A 16,984-nucleotide genomic window follows, 5' to 3' on the forward strand; every position below is an offset into this window, starting at 1 on the left:
CAAGCTTTATAGAGGGTTTTTCGCTACGCTTTGGCTTTTTCCTTCCAGGCAAAAGTGCCAGCGCACTAAATTCGGCTTGGGATCAAGAATGGATAAATACTGCTCCTTAATACCGTAAGCGGCAAGGGGATCAAGTTCTTTGTAACGGTAGTATTTTTTTAGTCTGTCTGCCGGGCGGGACCAGCCCCAATGCTGGAGGCGCACCTGGCAGCAAATCTCCTGCCATATACCGGTATTGAGTGGCAGCCGGCCGCAATGCAGGGGTGTTTCCTGCCAGGTATATTCTTGATCCGGCAGGTATCTGACTAAAAAGGGCCGGTAGTGTTTATGCGCTTGCCAGTAACTGTCTTCACGGTAACAGGTCTCACTCCACATATCATAGAGGCGGAACGAGTAGCTGCCGGCATCAGGATTGGCCAGTAAATGAGGCAAAACGGTCATTATTTCATCATCAAATACTTCGTCGGCATCAAGGACCAGTATCCAATCCGGCTGGGTTGCTCCTGCCAGATTCCACAGCTGTTTACGCAGCGCGATTTCATTATGAAAGCCTGATTCAAGGTTGCTGATAATCTGGTGTGGGATTGGCGCCAGGCAGCGCCTGCAGATTTCCACTGTTTCATCAGTGCTGGCATCATCGAGTATGACGGCCTGGTCAATGTAGCGGGCGGCATGAAGGAGAACTTTTTCCAGGTAGCGTCCAGCCTCATTGCGAACTACCATTGCCAGGGTTAAACGAGGTTTGGGCTTAGTCTGGGCGTAGTCGTATTTCAGCTTGTGAGCGCTAAGGCCTGGCAGCTCTGACTCACGGTAAATATGATAAGGCGGATAGCACGTATCGGCATGTAGTTCCAGTCCCAGCACAGCTGCTCTTACGCAAAAGTGACGGTCTTCACCGGTAAGATCGAGGTTATAAATCTTACTGAAAGAAATTCCGCTTTCCAGGGCGGTTTTATTGATGAGCGTGCAGGCTCCCAGACCGCCTACTTTATATAGGCCGGGACAATGCAGCTTGCTCAGAAAAAGCTGCTGACCAAGAGCAACTTGTTCGGGGCTGAGTGCTTTTTCTGAGTCTGTTTCATGCAGCCGATACTGTCCGCCGGCCCATACCTGTGGCAAAGGGGGGAAGGCGGGCTCCCATTTTGTCCAGTAAACTTCCGATACAATTGCCTGATTTAAGCTGGTAAGATGCGTTATTGTTTGGGGATGCAGCGCTAAATCGGAATCAACCAGAAAAAGAAAATCCACCGCTTTTTCCCTGGCCAGTTGGATAAAGTAATCTTTATAGCCTGCTACTTTCCAGACAATATCCTCCTGCCAGCAGTGTGTCTTTTCGGTACAGTGATAGAGCTGGGATTTACTATTACCATGAAGTATAGTAACGTCCGGCACAGTATGAGCAAACTGCTGCAAGGCAGGACTGGGCAGCTCATGATCATCAATAAAAACGTATTCAAGCCAGAGATTTGTTTGATCCAGGGCTGCCAGACAGGTAAGAAATTCCTGTAGTATGGCAGGCTTTTGTTTAACCGGGCTGGCGATTAAAACATGCTTCACCAATAAACACCTCCTCCCAAAAATGCAGGGGGCTTGTGGGAAACGACTGGCTGATTACCGCGGTAAGCAGGCGCAGCTGATGAAAAATGCTGTCCTCCAGGCTATGTTGGGCAGCCAGATTTGAGCCTAATAAAATGAGATGACTTTCAAACAGCAGCAGTTCGGTGCCCAGCGTAACCAGGGCTGGTACTTCAGCAGGCGCAATCAGGACAGGATAGGCTGCATGGGGCAGCTGCCCGAGCAAGCTGCAGGCTGCTGCCAGTTTACGAGCATCATTTGTCCGGAGAGCATACTGAGCCTCCAGCAGCATACGGGCTGAGGCGGTTTCAAAGTGAATCGGCGGCTGCAGCGTAAGCAGCGAGGACAGTGGCATTGCGGCGGTTAAGCCGTTGTAAACATAATCCCAGAGTTGAGGCGAATTTTCGCTGCAGCTCACAGTTAGCAGCCGCAGCCAGGGATATAACAGCTGAGGTGCTTCGGCAACGGCTGTGGTAAAGTAATCGACAGCGTGCTGCTGCTGCCCGGCAAGGCAGCAGGCATCTCCCAGCAGCGCAGGCAGGCTGACCGAGGCGGTCAGCTCCCGGGGTTTTTGCAGGGCCTGCTCCAATATCGAAACTGCTTCGCTGTAGCGGGACCGCTGCATAAGCCATAATCCGTACAGGCAGTAATAATCACCATTGTCAGGCAGTACCTGAATCGCATTTATAAACAGGGTTTGTGCCTGCTGATCGGAAGGTTGAGTCAGTTTAACCAACAGCAAGGCACCTAACACCTGTGGCAAATAACCTTCCGTCCCTGTCAGCAAAGGGAGAGCCTCTTGTAGGGTTTGTTCTGCCTGAACAAAATTTCTATTCTGCAGATATTCAATAGCAAGGGCATAATGAAGAAAGGGATCTTTTGGGTGATTCAGCAGCGACTTTACCAGTAATTCCGTATTGCGGCTAAATTTGCTTTTGTTGATTAATACTTCCGGCAGGTAGCCGTAATGTTCGACGGTGAACGGGGTTACCCGCAAGCTGCCAGGCGGTTGCTGACTGAGAATTGAGCCGGCAATCTGTTCGTGAATGGCTCCCGTGAACCGGTACTGAGGTGCGTTTTTAAATAGGCGTACTACCTGGTCCCGGGCAACCTGCCGGTCGCGGCCAATATAACTCAAAATGTTGAAATAATACCCTTCAGCGGGATTAAGTGCGATAAAGTGCAATATTTCGGAACGGGTAACGGTAAGCTTTTCATCAGCATCCAGTACGAGAACCCACTTTCCGCAAGCCTGGCTAATTGCATAGTTGCGAGCCGCCGAAAAATCATCTATCCAGGTAAAATGAAAAATCCGGGCTCCGTACTCGGCGGCAATTGACAGTGTGTTGTCTTCTGAGCCGGTATCGACAAGAATAATTTCATCAACAACCGGAGAAGCGCTGGCTAAACAGGCGGCAAGGCAGTGTTCTTCATTTTTGGTAATCAGGCACAAGGAAATGAGACAAGCGGTATTCATCGCAATAAATCCCTGCAGGCGGTAAAGGTGCAGGCAAGCTGCTGCTTAAGCCCTGTTTCCTGCTCCTGCAAATGGCGAACTAACATTTCGGCAAATTCGGCTTTGGTTTCAAGTAAATCACTAATTACCGCCGCCAAAAGAGCAATGTTTTTTTGTGCGCCATAGGTGGGTGGCCTGCTGCGGGCGCAGCGGTCTGCTAAATTGAGCAGCAGAGCAGCTGCCTGGCGATCAGGTAAAGAAATCAGACTGTTATGAGCAAGCTTTTTATACAAGGAATAGGCTGCCCAGAAAGCACTGCGGCAGCCTTTCCTTTGCCAAAGGCCTCTTAATAGCTGCTGTGCTTCGGCAAAACGGTCTGATAATAACAGGAAAGAAATCTCGTCAACTGCAATAGCTGCTGCCGGTTCATGACTATCCCGGCGCAGGCCGTCTATTAACTGAAGAGCGCAAGCAGTATTACCGGTATAAAAATGACACTGAGCAGCCAATTCCACTATTTCAGGCTGACGGCAGACCGTATTTTCCAAACAGGACAAGGCGATGTCCGGCAAGCCTGCGGTCCAGAATAGCTCAGCCATCTTCGCCGCCACTTCGTCGCAGTCCAAATAACCTGAGGTGCGGAGAAAACTGAGTACGCTTGCTGCTGGCTGACAGGCTAAGCGTAATAAGATAAGCGGGTACAATGGATAATAATAGGTTTTGTTTATGGCCAGCGCTTGTTCATAATAGTGCTGCGCCTCTTGGTATAAGCCTAATTTTTCTGCGCAGTGTCCTAAATGATAATAGGCCAGATAGCTGTTAGTTCCATCGGTATGGAAAAAACTAAGCGGCGGGTCATTGAGGTTGACGGCTGCCTGGAACCATTTAAGGGCTATCGTATATTCCTGTTTTAGTTCGAATAGAACGCCGCCGTCAAACAAAAGATCGCAATACTCGGGATATTGCTGACTTTGTTCCAGACAGAGGCACAGAGCTTCATCAAGCCTGCCGGTATTTTTGTAACAGCTGATTAAATGGCGGATGACAGGGGTGCGGAAGGATGCCTGCTGAGGTGTCAGCCTGCTCAGAGCTTCTCGAAAGAAGCCGACGGCACGGTCAATGTGTCCAAGTCCCAGCCATTCGGTACCCAGATAATAAGGAAGACAGGGGTCGCTGTTATTCTTTTCAACCGCTTTGTTCAATAGAGAGAGATTACGTTTGCGCCGCTGCCGCCGCTCGGTCGCACTAACCGGTGTATGCCAGATCACCGGCTGCTCAAGCTGACCGATTGTCAGTGGGGGATCGATTTTGACGAATTCGTGTATGGAGCCGTGAAAACGCAAGCTGCTGCGAAATAGCCTAAGGACCATAAACCGGTCGTATTCCAGCTCGTTATCTGCATTCTTTAAAGCACACAGGGGCAGGCAATAGGCAGAATAGGAACTGCCGGCGATGCTGGAGCGCAGATCGGCAGCATTTTTCACGAGTTCATCAGCATCAAGGGAAAGGACCCATTCGCAGGTAGTCTGTTCGATGGCAAAATTGCGTGCGGCTGAAAAATCATCCTGCCACTGGCAGGTATATGTTTTTGGCGTATATTGCCGGGCAATACTGAGGGTGTCGTCTGTGGAACCGGTATCAACGATTACGATTTCATCTACTGCATGCCTAACGCTCTCCAGACATGCGGCCAGACGGCCGGCTTCGTCACGAACGATCATGATAAGAGCGAGGCGCTCTATAGTCATAGATTTTTTTCCTCCTCGAGCAGCTGGTGAAATATCGGTATATTGGGGTATTTGACTGCTGCTTCTGCCAACAACTCTTGCCGCATGAGTTTAAGCAATTTTATTAATTTTACATAATATTGAGGCTGACAAGGCTCAATAGACAAGGCACGCCGGTAGCACAGACAGGCTTCTTCCCGGCGTGCCTGCTTCGCGGCTATCTCTGCCATCTGGCACCAGGCCCCTGCGCTGTCAACGTTCTCTTCTAAGGCTGCTTCCGTATAGGTCAGGGCAAGCGCCAATTGGTCAAAGTGGTTAAAAATCCGGGCAAGCTCCAGCGCATTTTGCTGCAGGCAGTGCTTATCCAGGCGCGCCAGCAAGCTTTCGGCCAGCGGTACATAGCCAAGATCCAGTGTCCGGATCAGGATGTCTTTAATGAGGGCAATTCCTTCCGCACCCAGTATGGCCGGTGGCTGGGAATTTTGCTTGTAAAGGGAGTCCTTCAGCATCGCTACTACTGCGCCGGTATCGGACGACAATCCCATAGCTAAAAATTCATCGCAAAGTTCGCGTACTTTTGTCCGGTTGTTTTCAAACCAGAAACAAAGTATTTTATTGAGCATTGCCAGTGGAAAATAAGGCTGGCCGGGCGTGATTTCTTCAAGAAGATACAATGCTTCAATGGTTCTTTTTTGCTGAATCAGGCATATTGCTTTTAATATGGAGGTATAAGCATCTAAAGAGGACGCTGCGATTTTTTCCAGGTATTCATAGGCCAGACGGTAAGCGCCCTCCGTGAAATAAATAGTGCCGATTAAACGCTGAGATTCCGGAGTACAAAAGTCACAGAGTTTTTCCATTGACTCCTTGGTATATTCCGGATTGCTGCGGGGATTTAAAAGACGGACAACGGCGTATAGAGCAATGGTAAACTCGGAATTATCCCGGAGGCTGAGCAAGTAAAACCGCAAGGCGTCCTCTTCGTTACCAAAGGTTTCTGCCAGCTGTCCCAGCTGATAGTAGGCCCTGAAGCCCCGGCTGCCGCTAAACGGAGCGTAATAGGCCGGCTGTTCCGGCATGGATATGGCCCTATAAAACCATTCGTAAGCTGCTGCATAGTTTTTTTGTTCGAGATAAATCAAACCGCCGTAATAATAAAGATCCGCATAATCGGGGAAAAACTGCAGAGCCAGGTGTATGGCTTCCAGGGCCCAATCATATTTTTGGGCACTATAATGGGCCAGCGCAATGTAGCGCAGCAGTTTTGGGTAATAAACAGTTTTCGGATCGGTATTGTTAGCTGCTTTAATTAATTCTTCCGCTGCTTCCGCAAACCGGTCGGAACGATATAATTCTATGCCGTAATGATAGCGAAGCATGTGATTATCCGGGGCGTTATCTAATTCTTTTTTTATAATCGTCAGGTTGCGGTTTTTCTTATCTTTTTCGATAATCTGCTGGTTCAAATAGCCGTAATGCCTAATAGCAACTCCTTCTGCTATCTGGAAGCGGGCCTGATGGTTATTTTCGAGAATAACATCAACGATTTGTTCATGAATTGCTCCTCTGAAACGGTAAACCGGTTTGTTACGGAACAAGCGGAATACTAAATCAGGTGAAGTTTCAATACTTCCTTCAGAACCAATCAGATTAATAATTTTTATGAAATAGCCTTCCTCTTCTCCTTCGACAACTTGGCGGAGTATTTGCACGCTCTCTGGTTCCAGCGCCTCATCGGCATCTAAAAACAGAATCCAATCACCTGTTGCTAATTCCAGAGAGGCATTGCGAGCTGCACTAAAGTCATCTTGCCATAAAAAAGAGACGACGATTGCGCCGGCGTCTTTGGCGACCTGTGTAGTCAAATCGGTTGAACCCGTATCCACTATGATAATTTCATCTACAGCGTCTTTTACACTGGCTAAACAACGGGTTAAATTCGATTCTTCATCTTTAGCAATCATGCATAAACTAATTTTTTTACTCACTTTTCATACCCCATGCTGTTTTACTATCAATATATGCGCATTGTATTTTCGGGGTTCAATAAAATAGCAATTTTACATAAAAAAATCAAACAGTCACCATAAATAAAGCGAAACATAAGCTATAAAGACGGCAGAATTCTGTCGCATCGCTTAAAATGAAGGGAGACTGTTTGCGTTATGCCCAATTTTAAAATTATTCAGGATGTGGCCGACCAGGCGCGAGTGAAAATTTTTGGCTCGCAAAATTTAGCAATCAATACAGATGGCGCAGGTAATTTGTCAATTACACCGCCTGTTGCCGGTCTGCTGGTAACCGTATCCGACACCGGCCTCAGTGTAACGGGGCCAATTAACGGTCTGATAGTGACTGCTCCAGCCTCGGGCTTAAGTGTGACCGGACCAGCTAACGGACTGATCGTGACGGCTCCGGCCTCGGGCCTGAGTGTAACACCTCCTGTTGACGGCTTTGCCATTACGGCACCAACCAATGGCTTACTGGTAACAGCTGCTGAATCGGGCTTAAGTGTAACCGGACCAGCCAATGGTTTAATTGTGACGGCTCCGGCATCAGGCCTGAGCGTAACGGGTCCGGCTAACGGCCTGATCGTTACTGCCCCGGCGTCTGGTCTCAGTGTAACAGGGCCTGCTAATGGTTTAATTGTGACGGCACCAGCTTCGGGTCTGAGCGTAACGGGGCCGGCTAATGGCCTGATTGTTACCGCCCCGGCGTCTGGTTTAAGCGTAACTCCGCCTGTAGATGGTTTCGCCATTACGGCACCAGCTAATGGCTTGCTGGTAACGGCTCCAGAATCGGGTTTAAGTGTAACAGGGCCTGCTAACGGCTTAATCGTGACGGCCCCAGCATCTGGTCTGAGCGTAACCGGTCCGGCAAACGGCCTGATTGTTACCGCCCCGGCGTCTGGTTTAAGCGTAACTCCGCCTGTAGATGGTTTCGCCATTACGGCACCAGCTAATGGCTTGCTGGTAACAGCCCCGGCAGCGGGCCTCAGTGTAACAGGGCCTGCTAACGGCTTAATTGTGACGGCCCCGGCATCCGGCTTAAGTGTAACCGGACCGGCTAATGGCATGATTGTAACAGCACCAGCTTCCGGTCTTAGTGTAACGCCTCCTACCGGCGGTCTATTAATTACCAGTGCGGGATTGTCCGTAATATCTGCTCTGGCTACCACAGATGTAACCGAGGCAAAAACAGGTATCATAAATGTTGCCGGATCTCCTTCCAATCCGTATGTTGTCCTGGGTGTTGCCCAGTATTCCTTTGGACTGGTTAATCAGGCGACTTCTGAGGGCCAGGCTACGGCAAAACTTCAGGTCAGCCCTGACGGTATCAACTGGCTGGATAACAGCGCGGTTGTTACGCTGAACCCAAGTACTGCTGAATGTCTGGTAGCGTCCGTATTCTTGAAATACGCCCGGGTATATTATGCTGCCGTCAATGCGGCCAGCTCAGTTGATCTTACAATATTCTTCCAGGGCCAGACATCTTAACTGCTGTCAAATGCTCATTTTGTCTCCGGTATTTTTGCCGGAGACAAAGCTACATAAGTAAGGAGGGAACAAGGAATGGGTGTGAGGTCGGTTAAGCCGCCTATTCGCGCCACAACGGCAACTTCCGGCAGGCAGGGCCGCCAGTTGTGTGACAAGTTTACCTTGCTGGTTGGCCAGGAATTAACGATCTTTCAAGCATTGCTTGCCTTTGATATCAGCCCGCCGCCGCTGCCTCAGACGATTGTCAACGGGACTCTTGTTCTTTATTTGTATGAAAATTTATTTCCCTTCCGGGAAAAGACTGTTGCCGTTCACCAGATTATTTCCCCCTGGAAAGAAAGCAGAGTGAACTTAAAGGAACTTATCATTGAACCGGTACCCGTCTGCCGGACCTTGATCAAAGGGAATAACCAATTTATTCACTTTGATATTACGCCGCTGGTGCAGGCGTGGTACAATGGCTCGGCCGCAAACTTAGGAATTCTGCTAAAGCCTGACGACAGCTCGAAAAAACCGTTTGATATTATCGGCTTTTGCAGCAGGAGTTGCTGTAATTCCCGCTGCTGGCCGTCAATAGAAGTTACGTTTGCTGACTCTGCCGCAGCGCAGATTACAAGTGCGGCACTGGAATTTGACTGCAAGGTAACAACTAGCGATACCGTTCAGTCGGCGGCGACTTTACAGGTATTGCAGTTTACATATACGTATTTTGTGAGTAACTCGGGCAGTAGTCCGGCTTTCGTGACCTTAGAAATCAGCCCTGACGGCAGCAACTGGATTCCCGAAGGGGAACTGAGTGACATTCATCCCGGGAAAACAATACTCCTGATTTCCGGCAGTGTCGCGAAATATGCCCGGATCGCCTTCCGGTCGGCCGAACCGGGTCTAAGTACCTGCCTTGCGATCTCAGTACGGGGATATTCTGTTTAGATTAAGCGGGACGATGTCCGTTGACGGCCTTAGCATGTCCTGCTATAATGACATCAATTGGATAAAAAGCAGTTAAGGTGCCGCCCAACAAGTTGGGTGGAGAATAGGGAAGTCTGAGCGGAATAACAACGTTCCGCATAGGCGCGGGCCCACCACTGTACCGGTAAGATCTTGCATATGCCACTCGTAACAGGGGAAGGCGCAAGCAGTCAATGATCCGGGAGCCAGGAGACCTGCCTTACTGCTGTACGTAATCCTTCATGGAAAAGAAGGCTTTTTTGGAGTTGTTGCCAAAAGAGCCTTTTATTTTTTTCCACTTAACATGCAGCAAATCAGGATAATGGAGGACAGTTATGAATTTATTGCAAGATACGTTGTTGAAAATTTCCCAGCCTGATACGAAGATCATGGAAGAAGTGCAAGTCCGTCTGGACAGCCTTATTAAACCTCGCGGCAGCCTTGGCCGTTTGGAAAGTATGGTCAGACAATATGCCGGTATTATCGGTCAGGCCCAGCCGGAGCTTCCCCGCAACTGCATGGTTATTACTTGTGCCGATCATGGTGTCGCCAGACAGGGTATCAGTGCTTATCCGGTAGAAACAACACTGGGTATGACAGCAAATTACCTCGTAGCCAAAGGGGCCAGCGCAAATGCTTTTGCGAATTACTGCGGCGCCGACATGGTAGTCGCAGACATGGGGGTCGCCGGTGATTTATCGCATGTTCCCGGTCTTTTACAGCGTAAAATTGCTTATGGTACGGAGGACTTTACGCAAGGTCCGGCAATGACGCGCCAGCAAGCGATTCAAGCGATAGAGACAGGCATTGAAATTGTGAATGACCGGGTTAAGCTGGGTTATAATAGTTTCAGCCTGGGGGAGATGGGCATTGGCAATACCACAGCCAGTGCAGCAATTGTTGCTGCTTTTACCGGCTTTTCGCCCGAGCAGGTTACCGGGCGCGGCACAGGCATCTCCGATCAGCGAATGCTGGTGAAAATTAATGCTGTTCGCCGTGCGTTGGAGGTGAATCAGCCTGACGGACGAGATGGTATTGATGTCCTGGCAAAAGTGGGCGGTTTTGAAATCGGAGCTTTGGCCGGAGTTGTGCTGGGCGCTGCTGCTAATCGATGTGCGGTTATTATTGACGGTTTAAATACGACTGCTGCCGCTCTGATAGCGAATGCCATCCACCCTGTATGCAAAAACTACATGCTCGCGTCTCATTTATCCGGTGAACCGGCGCATATTCTGGCTTTGCGGCACCTGGACCTTGAGGCCTGCGTCAATATGGGCGTCCGCTTAGGTGAGGCAATAGGCGCTTCGGTAGTTGTGGATATGCTGACAATCTCAGTTAAAATGGTAAATAACATGAAAACATTTGAAAGTGCGGGAGTATCAAAACAAATGTAATTTTTCCTCAGGAGGATATAAATATGATTGAAGAAGCTGTCTCACTCATACGGCCATTAAATAAAGAGGCGATGGAAAAATGCCAGCTTAGGCTGGATAATTTAACGAAACCACTGAACAGCCTACATTCTTTTGAACATTTGGCGCTGCAAATGGCAGGTATTACCGGGAATCCCCGTCCGCGCAATATTGGAAAGAGTATCATTCTAATGGCAGCCGATCATGGGGTAGCAGCCGAGGGAGTCAGCGCTTATCCGCAGCAAGTAACTGCTGAAATGGTTAAGAGTTACTTAAATGGTGGAACTGCCATTGAAATATTTGCCGGCCATGTGGGCGCTAAGCTTGTGCTGGTGGATATCGGCGTAGCAACTGAAGTGCCGCCAGCGCTTGGACTGTATCAGGAAAAAATTGCCTATGGCACAGGCAATATTGCAGCCGGTCAGGCAATGACCCGGGAGCAGGCGTGTAAAGCGATTGAAGTGGGTATCCGGCTAGCCCGGCAGGAGATTGAAAAAGGCGCGCGAGTTCTGGGACTGGGAGAAATGGGAATTGCCAATACTACTTCCGGCACAGCTATAGTTGCCTGCTACAGCAGCAAAACCCCTCAGGAATTGTGTGGCCGAGGGACGGGAATATCCGATGCAATATTTGCCACAAAAATCAGCGTGATTGAACGGGCTCTGAAAGTTAATCAGCCGGACGCTAACGATCCTATCGACGTAGTCAGCAAAGTTGGCGGGCTGGAGATTGCCGGACTGGCAGGGGTGATTTTGGGGGCAGCTTCAGGTGGGGCTGCAGTTGTCCTTGATGGTCTTATTACAACAGCCGCCGCTCTTATTGCGGTTAAAATTGCTCCAAATGTCAAAGACTATCTAATAGGGTCACATATTTCCACTGAGCCTGCCCATCAAGTTGCACTCGATATCATTGGTGTTCCTGCGCATCTGCATTTGGATATGCGCCTGGGAGAAGGAACAGGTGCTGCATTAGGAATGTCGCTCATTAATGCGGCGCTGCATGTTATTAATGATATGAAGACCTTTGGCGAGGCTGCGGTAGCGGTAGCCCAAGATGGTCCAGGTGCATTGAAGCAAACACAAAATGTGATAGATTAATAAAAAAAATGTCATCATTTTAGAAATTAATTTTCACATTAAGCAGGTAGGTTGGAAAAAATACAGAATATAATATTCTGAAATTGCATGTTCTCTGCGTTTCTGGAGGACAAGCAGTAAATTTGCCAACAAAGACAACAGGAGGGATTTCCAAAATGAAACGGTGGCCATTATTGATTATGCTGCTGTCGCTAGCCCTGCTATTTACCGGCTGTGGAGGTAAAAAACAGGAAGCACAGCAGGAAGGACAAAAATTTGCTGGCAAAACAATTCGTTTTGTCGCAACAAACCATCCTTATCCCGAAGCAATTAAAGCTCTAATTCCTGAATTTGAGAAACAAACCGGTATTAAAGTAAACATGGAAAGCTATTTTGAGGATCAATTGACTCAGAAGCTGACTGTTGAAATGACATCCGGCTCTTCCACCATCGACGTATTTATGACACGGCCGCTGCAAGAAGGCCGGCTGTTCTCCAAAAATAAATGGTATGAGCCGCTGAACCCGTATCTCAGTGATGCAAACAAGACTCCTGCAGCCTGGGACTGGGCAGATTTCCAGAAGTCTGCTGTTGAAGCAACTACTTTAAATGGCACTGTGTATGCTGTGCCGATTGTAAGCGAATGGCAAATGCTGTTCTACCGCAAAGACCTGTTTGAACAAGCAGGCCTGAAGCCGCCTGCCACATTGGAAGAATTAGAAGCGGCAGCAAAAAAACTACATAACCCTGAAAAAGATATTTATGGTATCGTTTCACGTGGTCAGCGTGGTGCGGCTGTAACGCAGTTCTCCAGTTATTTGTTTGAATTTGGCGGGGATTTCCTGAAAGATGGTAAATCCGTTATTGATACGCCGGAAGCTGTAAAAGCGATTCAATTCTATGGAAAAATTCTAAAAGAATACGGACCTCCCGGTGTGACCAATATGAGCTGGCCCCAAGCGCAAGCTTTAATGGCGAGCGGTAAGGTTGCCATGTGGACGGATGCCAGCACGCTGCTGCCTGGACTGCTTGATCCACAAAAATCGAAGATTGCCGACAAAGTCGGACTGGCTCCATTCCCTGCTGGTCCCGCAGGCTTTAAACCTTTCAACGTAGTGCCTTGGGCCGTATCTGTATCGGCTCAATCTAAGAACAAAGATGCTGCCTGGGAATTTGTAAAATGGTTATCCAGCAAAGAAACCATGAAAAAAGCTCAGTTAGCAGGCAATACAACTGCCCGTAATTCCATCTGGGGTGACCCGGAAATTATTGCCAAGCTGCAACCTGGTCTTGCTGACATTGCCAAGAAAACGGCAGCAACAGCAACTCCTTATGACCGTCCGCTTATGACGGCTGTTGTAGAAGCACGTGACGCCATTGGCGACGTACTGGTCAAATCGATTGAGTCCGGCGGTACTGCCGATATTCAAAGCCTGGCTGCTGAAGCAAATGCGAAAGTAAACGAGTTGCTGCAAAAGTCCGGCGAAGGTAAATAACTGTTTTAAAAAGAATAGAGATGGTGCGGCTTCTTGCTAGCCGCACCATCTTAATCACTGCACTTGAGCAGACTGTAAATTTTAGGACAAGTGTGCTTGTAGGAGGAAGTTAAGCGTGAATCACTATATAGAGCGCAATATACATTGGATTTTCCCGCTACCGGCTGTTGTCTTTGTTGTATCAATGATGGGGTTTCCCGTATTGTATACGCTTTGGGTGAGTTTGACCGATTGGTCGATGGCCTCGGGCGGAGAAGCAAATTTTGTTGGGTTAAGCAATTATATCGCGTTGATGAAAGATGAACGGTTTTATAATTCAGTATGGTTAACCGGCTATTTTACTATTTTGGCTGTTGGCGTTGAAACTGTCCTGGGAGTGGCGATTGCCTTGATCCTGAACCGGGACTTTAAAGGCCAAAATATTGCTAAGACAATTCTATTGCTGCCGATGGTAGCTACACCTGTTGCAATCGGCTTGGCCTGGACGTTATTTTATGAACCGACAATCGGGTTAGGTAATTATGCCCTTAAGCTGTTAGGCTTACCTGAATCTAGCTGGCTTGCATCAAAAGATAGCGTAATTCCGGCGTTGGCAATTGTTGATATATGGGAATGGACACCTATGGTAACGCTAATTGTTCTTGCCGGTCTGGCTTCCTTGCCGACCGACCCTTTTGAAGCGGCAGAAGTCGATGGTGCCTCCCGCTGGCAGGTACTTCGTTATGTAACACTACCCTTACTGCTGCCCACGATTCTGATTGCTGTTATATTGCGTAGTATCGACGCCTTTAAGACATTTGACATTATTTATACAATGACGGCCGGCGGGCCGGGTTTTGCTTCAGAAACACTCAATATTTACGGATATAACCTGGCCTTCGGCTATTTCCGCTTTGGTGCCGCATCTTCCGTGCTGGTGGCTCTTTTGGCCTTGGTACTCGGTTTCAACCTGCTGGTATTATGGACGCGGAAAAGGACAGAACAGTAATTTTATCGGATTAGCTGAGGTGGTGTAAGATGAAAAATGAATCGTTAGTAAGTAAGATTCTTTGGGGCATTCTCGTTGTTTTAGTGCTGATTCCCTTCTTGTTCCCCTTTTTATGGATTTTGTCAGCTTCCTTTAAGACACAGGCACAAATTGTGGCAATGCCGCCTGTCTGGATATTTACGCCTACCCTGGAAAACTATGCAAGGGTTTTCGTTGAACAGGACTTTGGGCGCTTTTTGTTAAACAGCTCGATTATTGCGGTTGGCTCAACCGTATTATCCTTGCTGATTGGCCTGCCGGCTGCCTATACAATTTCCCGTTATAAACAAAACGGTCTGGGCGTCTTCATCCTGATAGCCCGGCTGATGCCTGGTATTTCTTATTTGATACCCTGGTATATCCTTTTTTCAAAATTGCGGATGATCGATACCTTTACAACGCTGATTGCCAGCCATATGCTGGTAGGGCTGCCCTTGATCGTCTGGATCATGGTCAATTACTTTGACGGACTGCCGCATGAATTGGAAGAAGCGGCACAGGTCGACGGCTGTACGCTGCAAGGGGCATTTTTCAAAATCGTCCTGCCGCTGTCAGGGCCGGGAATCATTACCGCTTCCACGTTATCCTTCCTTTTCTCCTGGAATAATTTTATGTTTTCTTTGGTGCTGAGTGCTGAAGAAACAAAGACCCTGCCAATCGCCGTATACAATTTTGTGTCTTACGCCGATGTCAGCTGGGGACCGGTTATGGCAGCAACAATTGTTATCATTGCACCGGCTATTATTTTAACAATGGTATTCCAACGTTACGTAATCAAAGGCTTGACCATGGGAGCTGTAAAAGGATAGCCGGTATTTTATGAAAAGTGGGGTTTGAAGTAATGGGACGTGTCGTGTGTGAGCACATAGAAAAAAGATTCGGTGATGTTATCGCCGTCAATGACTTTAATGTAGAAATTAACGACAAGGAATTTGTTGTTATTGTAGGGCCTTCAGGCTGCGGTAAATCGACATCGCTGCGCATGATTGCCGGACTGGAACGCCAGACGGGAGGCAATATTTATATCGGCGAACAGCTTGTCAGCGATAAGCCGCCGCGGGACCGCAACATTGCCATGGTGTTTCAAAATTATGCGTTGTATCCGCATATGAATGTATATGATAATATTGCCTTTGCCCTTAAGCTGCGCAATGTCCCCAGTGAGGAAATTGACCGTAAGGTAAAGGAAGCGGCGGAAATACTGGGAATCACCAATTATTTGCAGCGCAAACCCAAAGAGCTGTCCGGCGGTCAGAGGCAGCGGGTTGCTCTCGGCCGGTCCATCGTACGGGAACCGGAAGTATTTTTAATGGATGAACCGTTATCCAATTTGGATGCGAAGCTGCGCGTGCAAATGCGGGCTGAAATCGCTAAGCTGCAGGCCCGTTTGGGGATTACCACCATCTATGTTACGCATGACCAGGTGGAAGCAATGACAATGGCTGATCGCATTATCGTGATGAAAGACGGCGTGATCCAACAAATTGCCGATCCGCAAACGTTGTATGATCACCCTGCAAATCAGTTTGTTGCCAGCTTTATTGGCACTCCGCCAATGAACTTTGTGGCCTGCCAGCTGCAAAAACAACAGGATGGATTCCATCTGGTTAATCAATTTGTAGATGTTCTTGCTCCGGCTTTGTGGGCGGACAAGATCGCTGTGTATGAAGGGCAGACTGTGACACTAGGTGTAAGACCGGAAAACATGTGCCCGAGCAGCTTGACCAAAGACCAGGCTGCCGCGACAGTTGATCTGGTGGAAGTACTAGGCTCAGAAACGCTGATCAATGTAAAAATCGGTGAGGATTCGGCCATCATTAAGGCGGCTCCCGACTATAAACCAACGGTCGGTGAAATGATTCAACTGCACTTTGATATGGAAAAAGCACATTTGTTTAATAAGGAAACAGGAGTTGTCATTGTCTAAACGCTGAGGAGGATGCTGCAAAATGCTTATGAAAAAGCAAATGCGGCACCCTCCTTTTTTGTGTGTATGTAAGCAAAAAGATGACAGGAAAAATTTTACCGAGGAGATTCGGCTTCCGGTGACGAATTAGTCACAGCATCTGTTTTCTCCTGTAAGATGCCTTTTTGACGGATATAGGCGATCTGAATAACAGAAGGAATGGTCTTACGGTAGGCCGGACCGGCCAGACTTGTCATGAGAATAACCACACCTGCTACGATTCCAAGTGGTCCGAGCAACCCGGAAACGAAGCTTCCCATCAGGCCTTCCAAGGTAAAAATGCCGGCTTCTCTTGCCGCTGCAGCAGCGATCATCCTGGTAACATTCCAAATAACCAGATAGCCGGTTGCCGGCAGAAAATCGTAGAAGGCTCCATCAACCAGAGCACGGCTTAGACGTTCGCTGTCCGTCCGGGAATGGCCGAAGGCCTCGTGAAATGCCGCCTGGTCTGCCGGGGCCATTTTTTGCCACGATTGCTGGAAGACCTCTGCAATCAGTCGGCTTTCTATTATGTGTTCATCATCATTTGGCTGCCATTTTACCTGAAAGCGGTCGGCTACATCCCGTACGACTTCCAGGTAATGTGCCTGTCCCCATAGCTGGCGGCCGATGTCGTGGCTGCCGTTAGCCAAGATGGCTTTTGTAAGTTCTTCGGGAGAGACATTGCGGTATTCACCGTAATTATACCGAATAAGAATATCGATATCCTGCTTATCGGCACTCTCCAGCAGTTTCAGCAGACGCTCAGAGGACTGTACCATTTTCTTATCCATTCATTTTCACATCCTTTACCTATTTTTGAAG

13 protein-coding genes and 1 riboswitch are annotated in these 16,984 nt (G+C 48.4%); of the genes, 8 read left to right on the top strand and 5 right to left on the bottom strand.

What is annotated here, in order from left to right; translation table 11 throughout:
* Positions 1-6: 6 nt before the first annotated feature.
* From EV210_RS06865 to EV210_RS06880, 4 genes are read right to left on the bottom strand one after another with little or no spacing between them, the layout of a single operon-like run.
* Positions 7-1,557 carry a glycosyltransferase gene (locus tag EV210_RS06865; RefSeq protein WP_207900677.1) on the bottom strand — a complete coding sequence of 517 codons (1,551 nt, stop codon included), beginning with the start codon at positions 1,555-1,557 and terminating at the stop codon, positions 7-9.
* Entirely contained in the window at positions 1,526-3,052 is a 1,527-nt protein-coding gene (locus EV210_RS06870) for a glycosyltransferase (RefSeq protein ID WP_132077611.1), read from the bottom strand. Before EV210_RS06870 ends, EV210_RS06865 begins: the two co-directional genes overlap by 32 nt.
* On the bottom strand, positions 3,049-4,779 hold the full coding sequence (locus tag EV210_RS06875) for a tetratricopeptide repeat-containing glycosyltransferase family 2 protein (RefSeq protein WP_132077614.1): 1,731 nt from the start codon (positions 4,777-4,779) through the stop codon (positions 3,049-3,051). Before EV210_RS06875 ends, EV210_RS06870 begins: the two co-directional genes overlap by 4 nt.
* On the bottom strand, positions 4,776-6,746 hold the full coding sequence (locus tag EV210_RS06880) for a TPR domain-containing glycosyltransferase (RefSeq protein ID WP_132077617.1): 1,971 nt from the start codon (positions 6,744-6,746) through the stop codon (positions 4,776-4,778). The genes EV210_RS06875 and EV210_RS06880 overlap by 4 nt, the downstream gene beginning before the upstream one ends.
* Before the next feature lie 177 nt (positions 6,747-6,923).
* Here EV210_RS06880 and EV210_RS06885 point away from each other — a divergent pair, with 177 nt between their 5' ends.
* The 8 genes from EV210_RS06885 to EV210_RS06920 all read left to right on the top strand — a co-directional run bounded on the left by EV210_RS06885 (position 6,924) and on the right by EV210_RS06920 (position 16,141).
* Positions 6,924-8,255, top strand: a complete 1,332-nt coding sequence (locus tag EV210_RS06885; RefSeq protein WP_132077620.1) for a DUF6385 domain-containing protein — start codon at positions 6,924-6,926, stop codon at positions 8,253-8,255.
* Between the two features lie 75 nt (positions 8,256-8,330).
* Positions 8,331-9,185 carry a DUF6385 domain-containing protein gene (locus EV210_RS06890; RefSeq protein ID WP_132077623.1) on the top strand — a complete coding sequence of 285 codons (855 nt, stop codon included), beginning with the start codon at positions 8,331-8,333 and terminating at the stop codon, positions 9,183-9,185.
* Between the two features lie 60 nt (positions 9,186-9,245).
* A riboswitch (cobalamin riboswitch) is annotated at positions 9,246-9,440 on the top strand.
* A 98-nt stretch (positions 9,441-9,538) separates the two neighbouring features.
* The gene (cobT, locus tag EV210_RS06895) at positions 9,539-10,597 is read left to right on the top strand and encodes a nicotinate-nucleotide--dimethylbenzimidazole phosphoribosyltransferase (RefSeq protein ID WP_132077626.1); all 1,059 of its coding nucleotides are present in this window, start codon (positions 9,539-9,541) and stop codon (positions 10,595-10,597) included.
* A gap of 23 nt (positions 10,598-10,620) precedes the next feature.
* Positions 10,621-11,712 carry a nicotinate-nucleotide--dimethylbenzimidazole phosphoribosyltransferase gene (gene cobT, locus EV210_RS06900; protein WP_132077629.1) on the top strand — a complete coding sequence of 364 codons (1,092 nt, stop codon included), beginning with the start codon at positions 10,621-10,623 and terminating at the stop codon, positions 11,710-11,712.
* Between the two features lie 155 nt (positions 11,713-11,867).
* Positions 11,868-13,187 carry an ABC transporter substrate-binding protein gene (locus EV210_RS06905; protein ID WP_132077632.1) on the top strand — a complete coding sequence of 440 codons (1,320 nt, stop codon included), beginning with the start codon at positions 11,868-11,870 and terminating at the stop codon, positions 13,185-13,187.
* A gap of 115 nt (positions 13,188-13,302) precedes the next feature.
* Entirely contained in the window at positions 13,303-14,175 is an 873-nt protein-coding gene (locus EV210_RS06910; RefSeq protein WP_207900678.1) for a carbohydrate ABC transporter permease, read from the top strand.
* Positions 14,176-14,204: 29 nt separating this feature from the next.
* Positions 14,205-15,023 (top strand): carbohydrate ABC transporter permease, encoded by an 819-nt coding sequence (locus tag EV210_RS06915; RefSeq protein ID WP_132077635.1) that lies wholly within the window; start codon positions 14,205-14,207, stop codon positions 15,021-15,023.
* 32 nt (positions 15,024-15,055) lie between these two features.
* Entirely contained in the window at positions 15,056-16,141 is a 1,086-nt protein-coding gene (locus EV210_RS06920; RefSeq protein WP_132077638.1) for an ABC transporter ATP-binding protein, read from the top strand.
* A gap of 95 nt (positions 16,142-16,236) precedes the next feature.
* Here EV210_RS06920 and EV210_RS06925 read toward each other — a convergent pair whose 3' ends face one another.
* Positions 16,237-16,953, bottom strand: coding sequence for a YaaW family protein (locus EV210_RS06925; protein WP_132077641.1), 717 nt, complete (start codon positions 16,951-16,953; stop codon positions 16,237-16,239).
* Positions 16,954-16,984: the final 31 nt, after the last annotated feature.

Source organism: Anaerospora hongkongensis, assembly GCF_004339805.1.
Lineage (GTDB): Bacteria > Bacillota > Negativicutes > Sporomusales > DSM-15969 > Anaerospora > Anaerospora hongkongensis.

Excerpts from the sequence above, each read along its gene's own strand:
- EV210_RS06870 (WP_132077611.1), bottom strand. The coding sequence starts at position 3,052 with ATGAATACCGCTTGTCTCATTTCCTTGTGCCTGATTACCAAAAATGAA.
- EV210_RS06875 (WP_132077614.1), bottom strand. The coding sequence starts at position 4,779 with ATGACTATAGAGCGCCTCGCTCTTATCATGATCGTTCGTGACGAAGCC.
- EV210_RS06885 (WP_132077620.1), top strand. The coding sequence starts at position 6,924 with ATGCCCAATTTTAAAATTATTCAGGATGTGGCCGACCAGGCGCGAGTG.
- EV210_RS06890 (WP_132077623.1), top strand. The coding sequence starts at position 8,331 with ATGGGTGTGAGGTCGGTTAAGCCGCCTATTCGCGCCACAACGGCAACT.
- cobT (WP_132077626.1), top strand. The coding sequence starts at position 9,539 with ATGAATTTATTGCAAGATACGTTGTTGAAAATTTCCCAGCCTGATACG.
- cobT (WP_132077629.1), top strand. The coding sequence starts at position 10,621 with ATGATTGAAGAAGCTGTCTCACTCATACGGCCATTAAATAAAGAGGCG.
- EV210_RS06905 (WP_132077632.1), top strand. The coding sequence starts at position 11,868 with ATGAAACGGTGGCCATTATTGATTATGCTGCTGTCGCTAGCCCTGCTA.
- EV210_RS06915 (WP_132077635.1), top strand. The coding sequence starts at position 14,205 with ATGAAAAATGAATCGTTAGTAAGTAAGATTCTTTGGGGCATTCTCGTT.
- EV210_RS06920 (WP_132077638.1), top strand. The coding sequence starts at position 15,056 with ATGGGACGTGTCGTGTGTGAGCACATAGAAAAAAGATTCGGTGATGTT.
- EV210_RS06925 (WP_132077641.1), bottom strand. The coding sequence starts at position 16,953 with ATGGATAAGAAAATGGTACAGTCCTCTGAGCGTCTGCTGAAACTGCTG.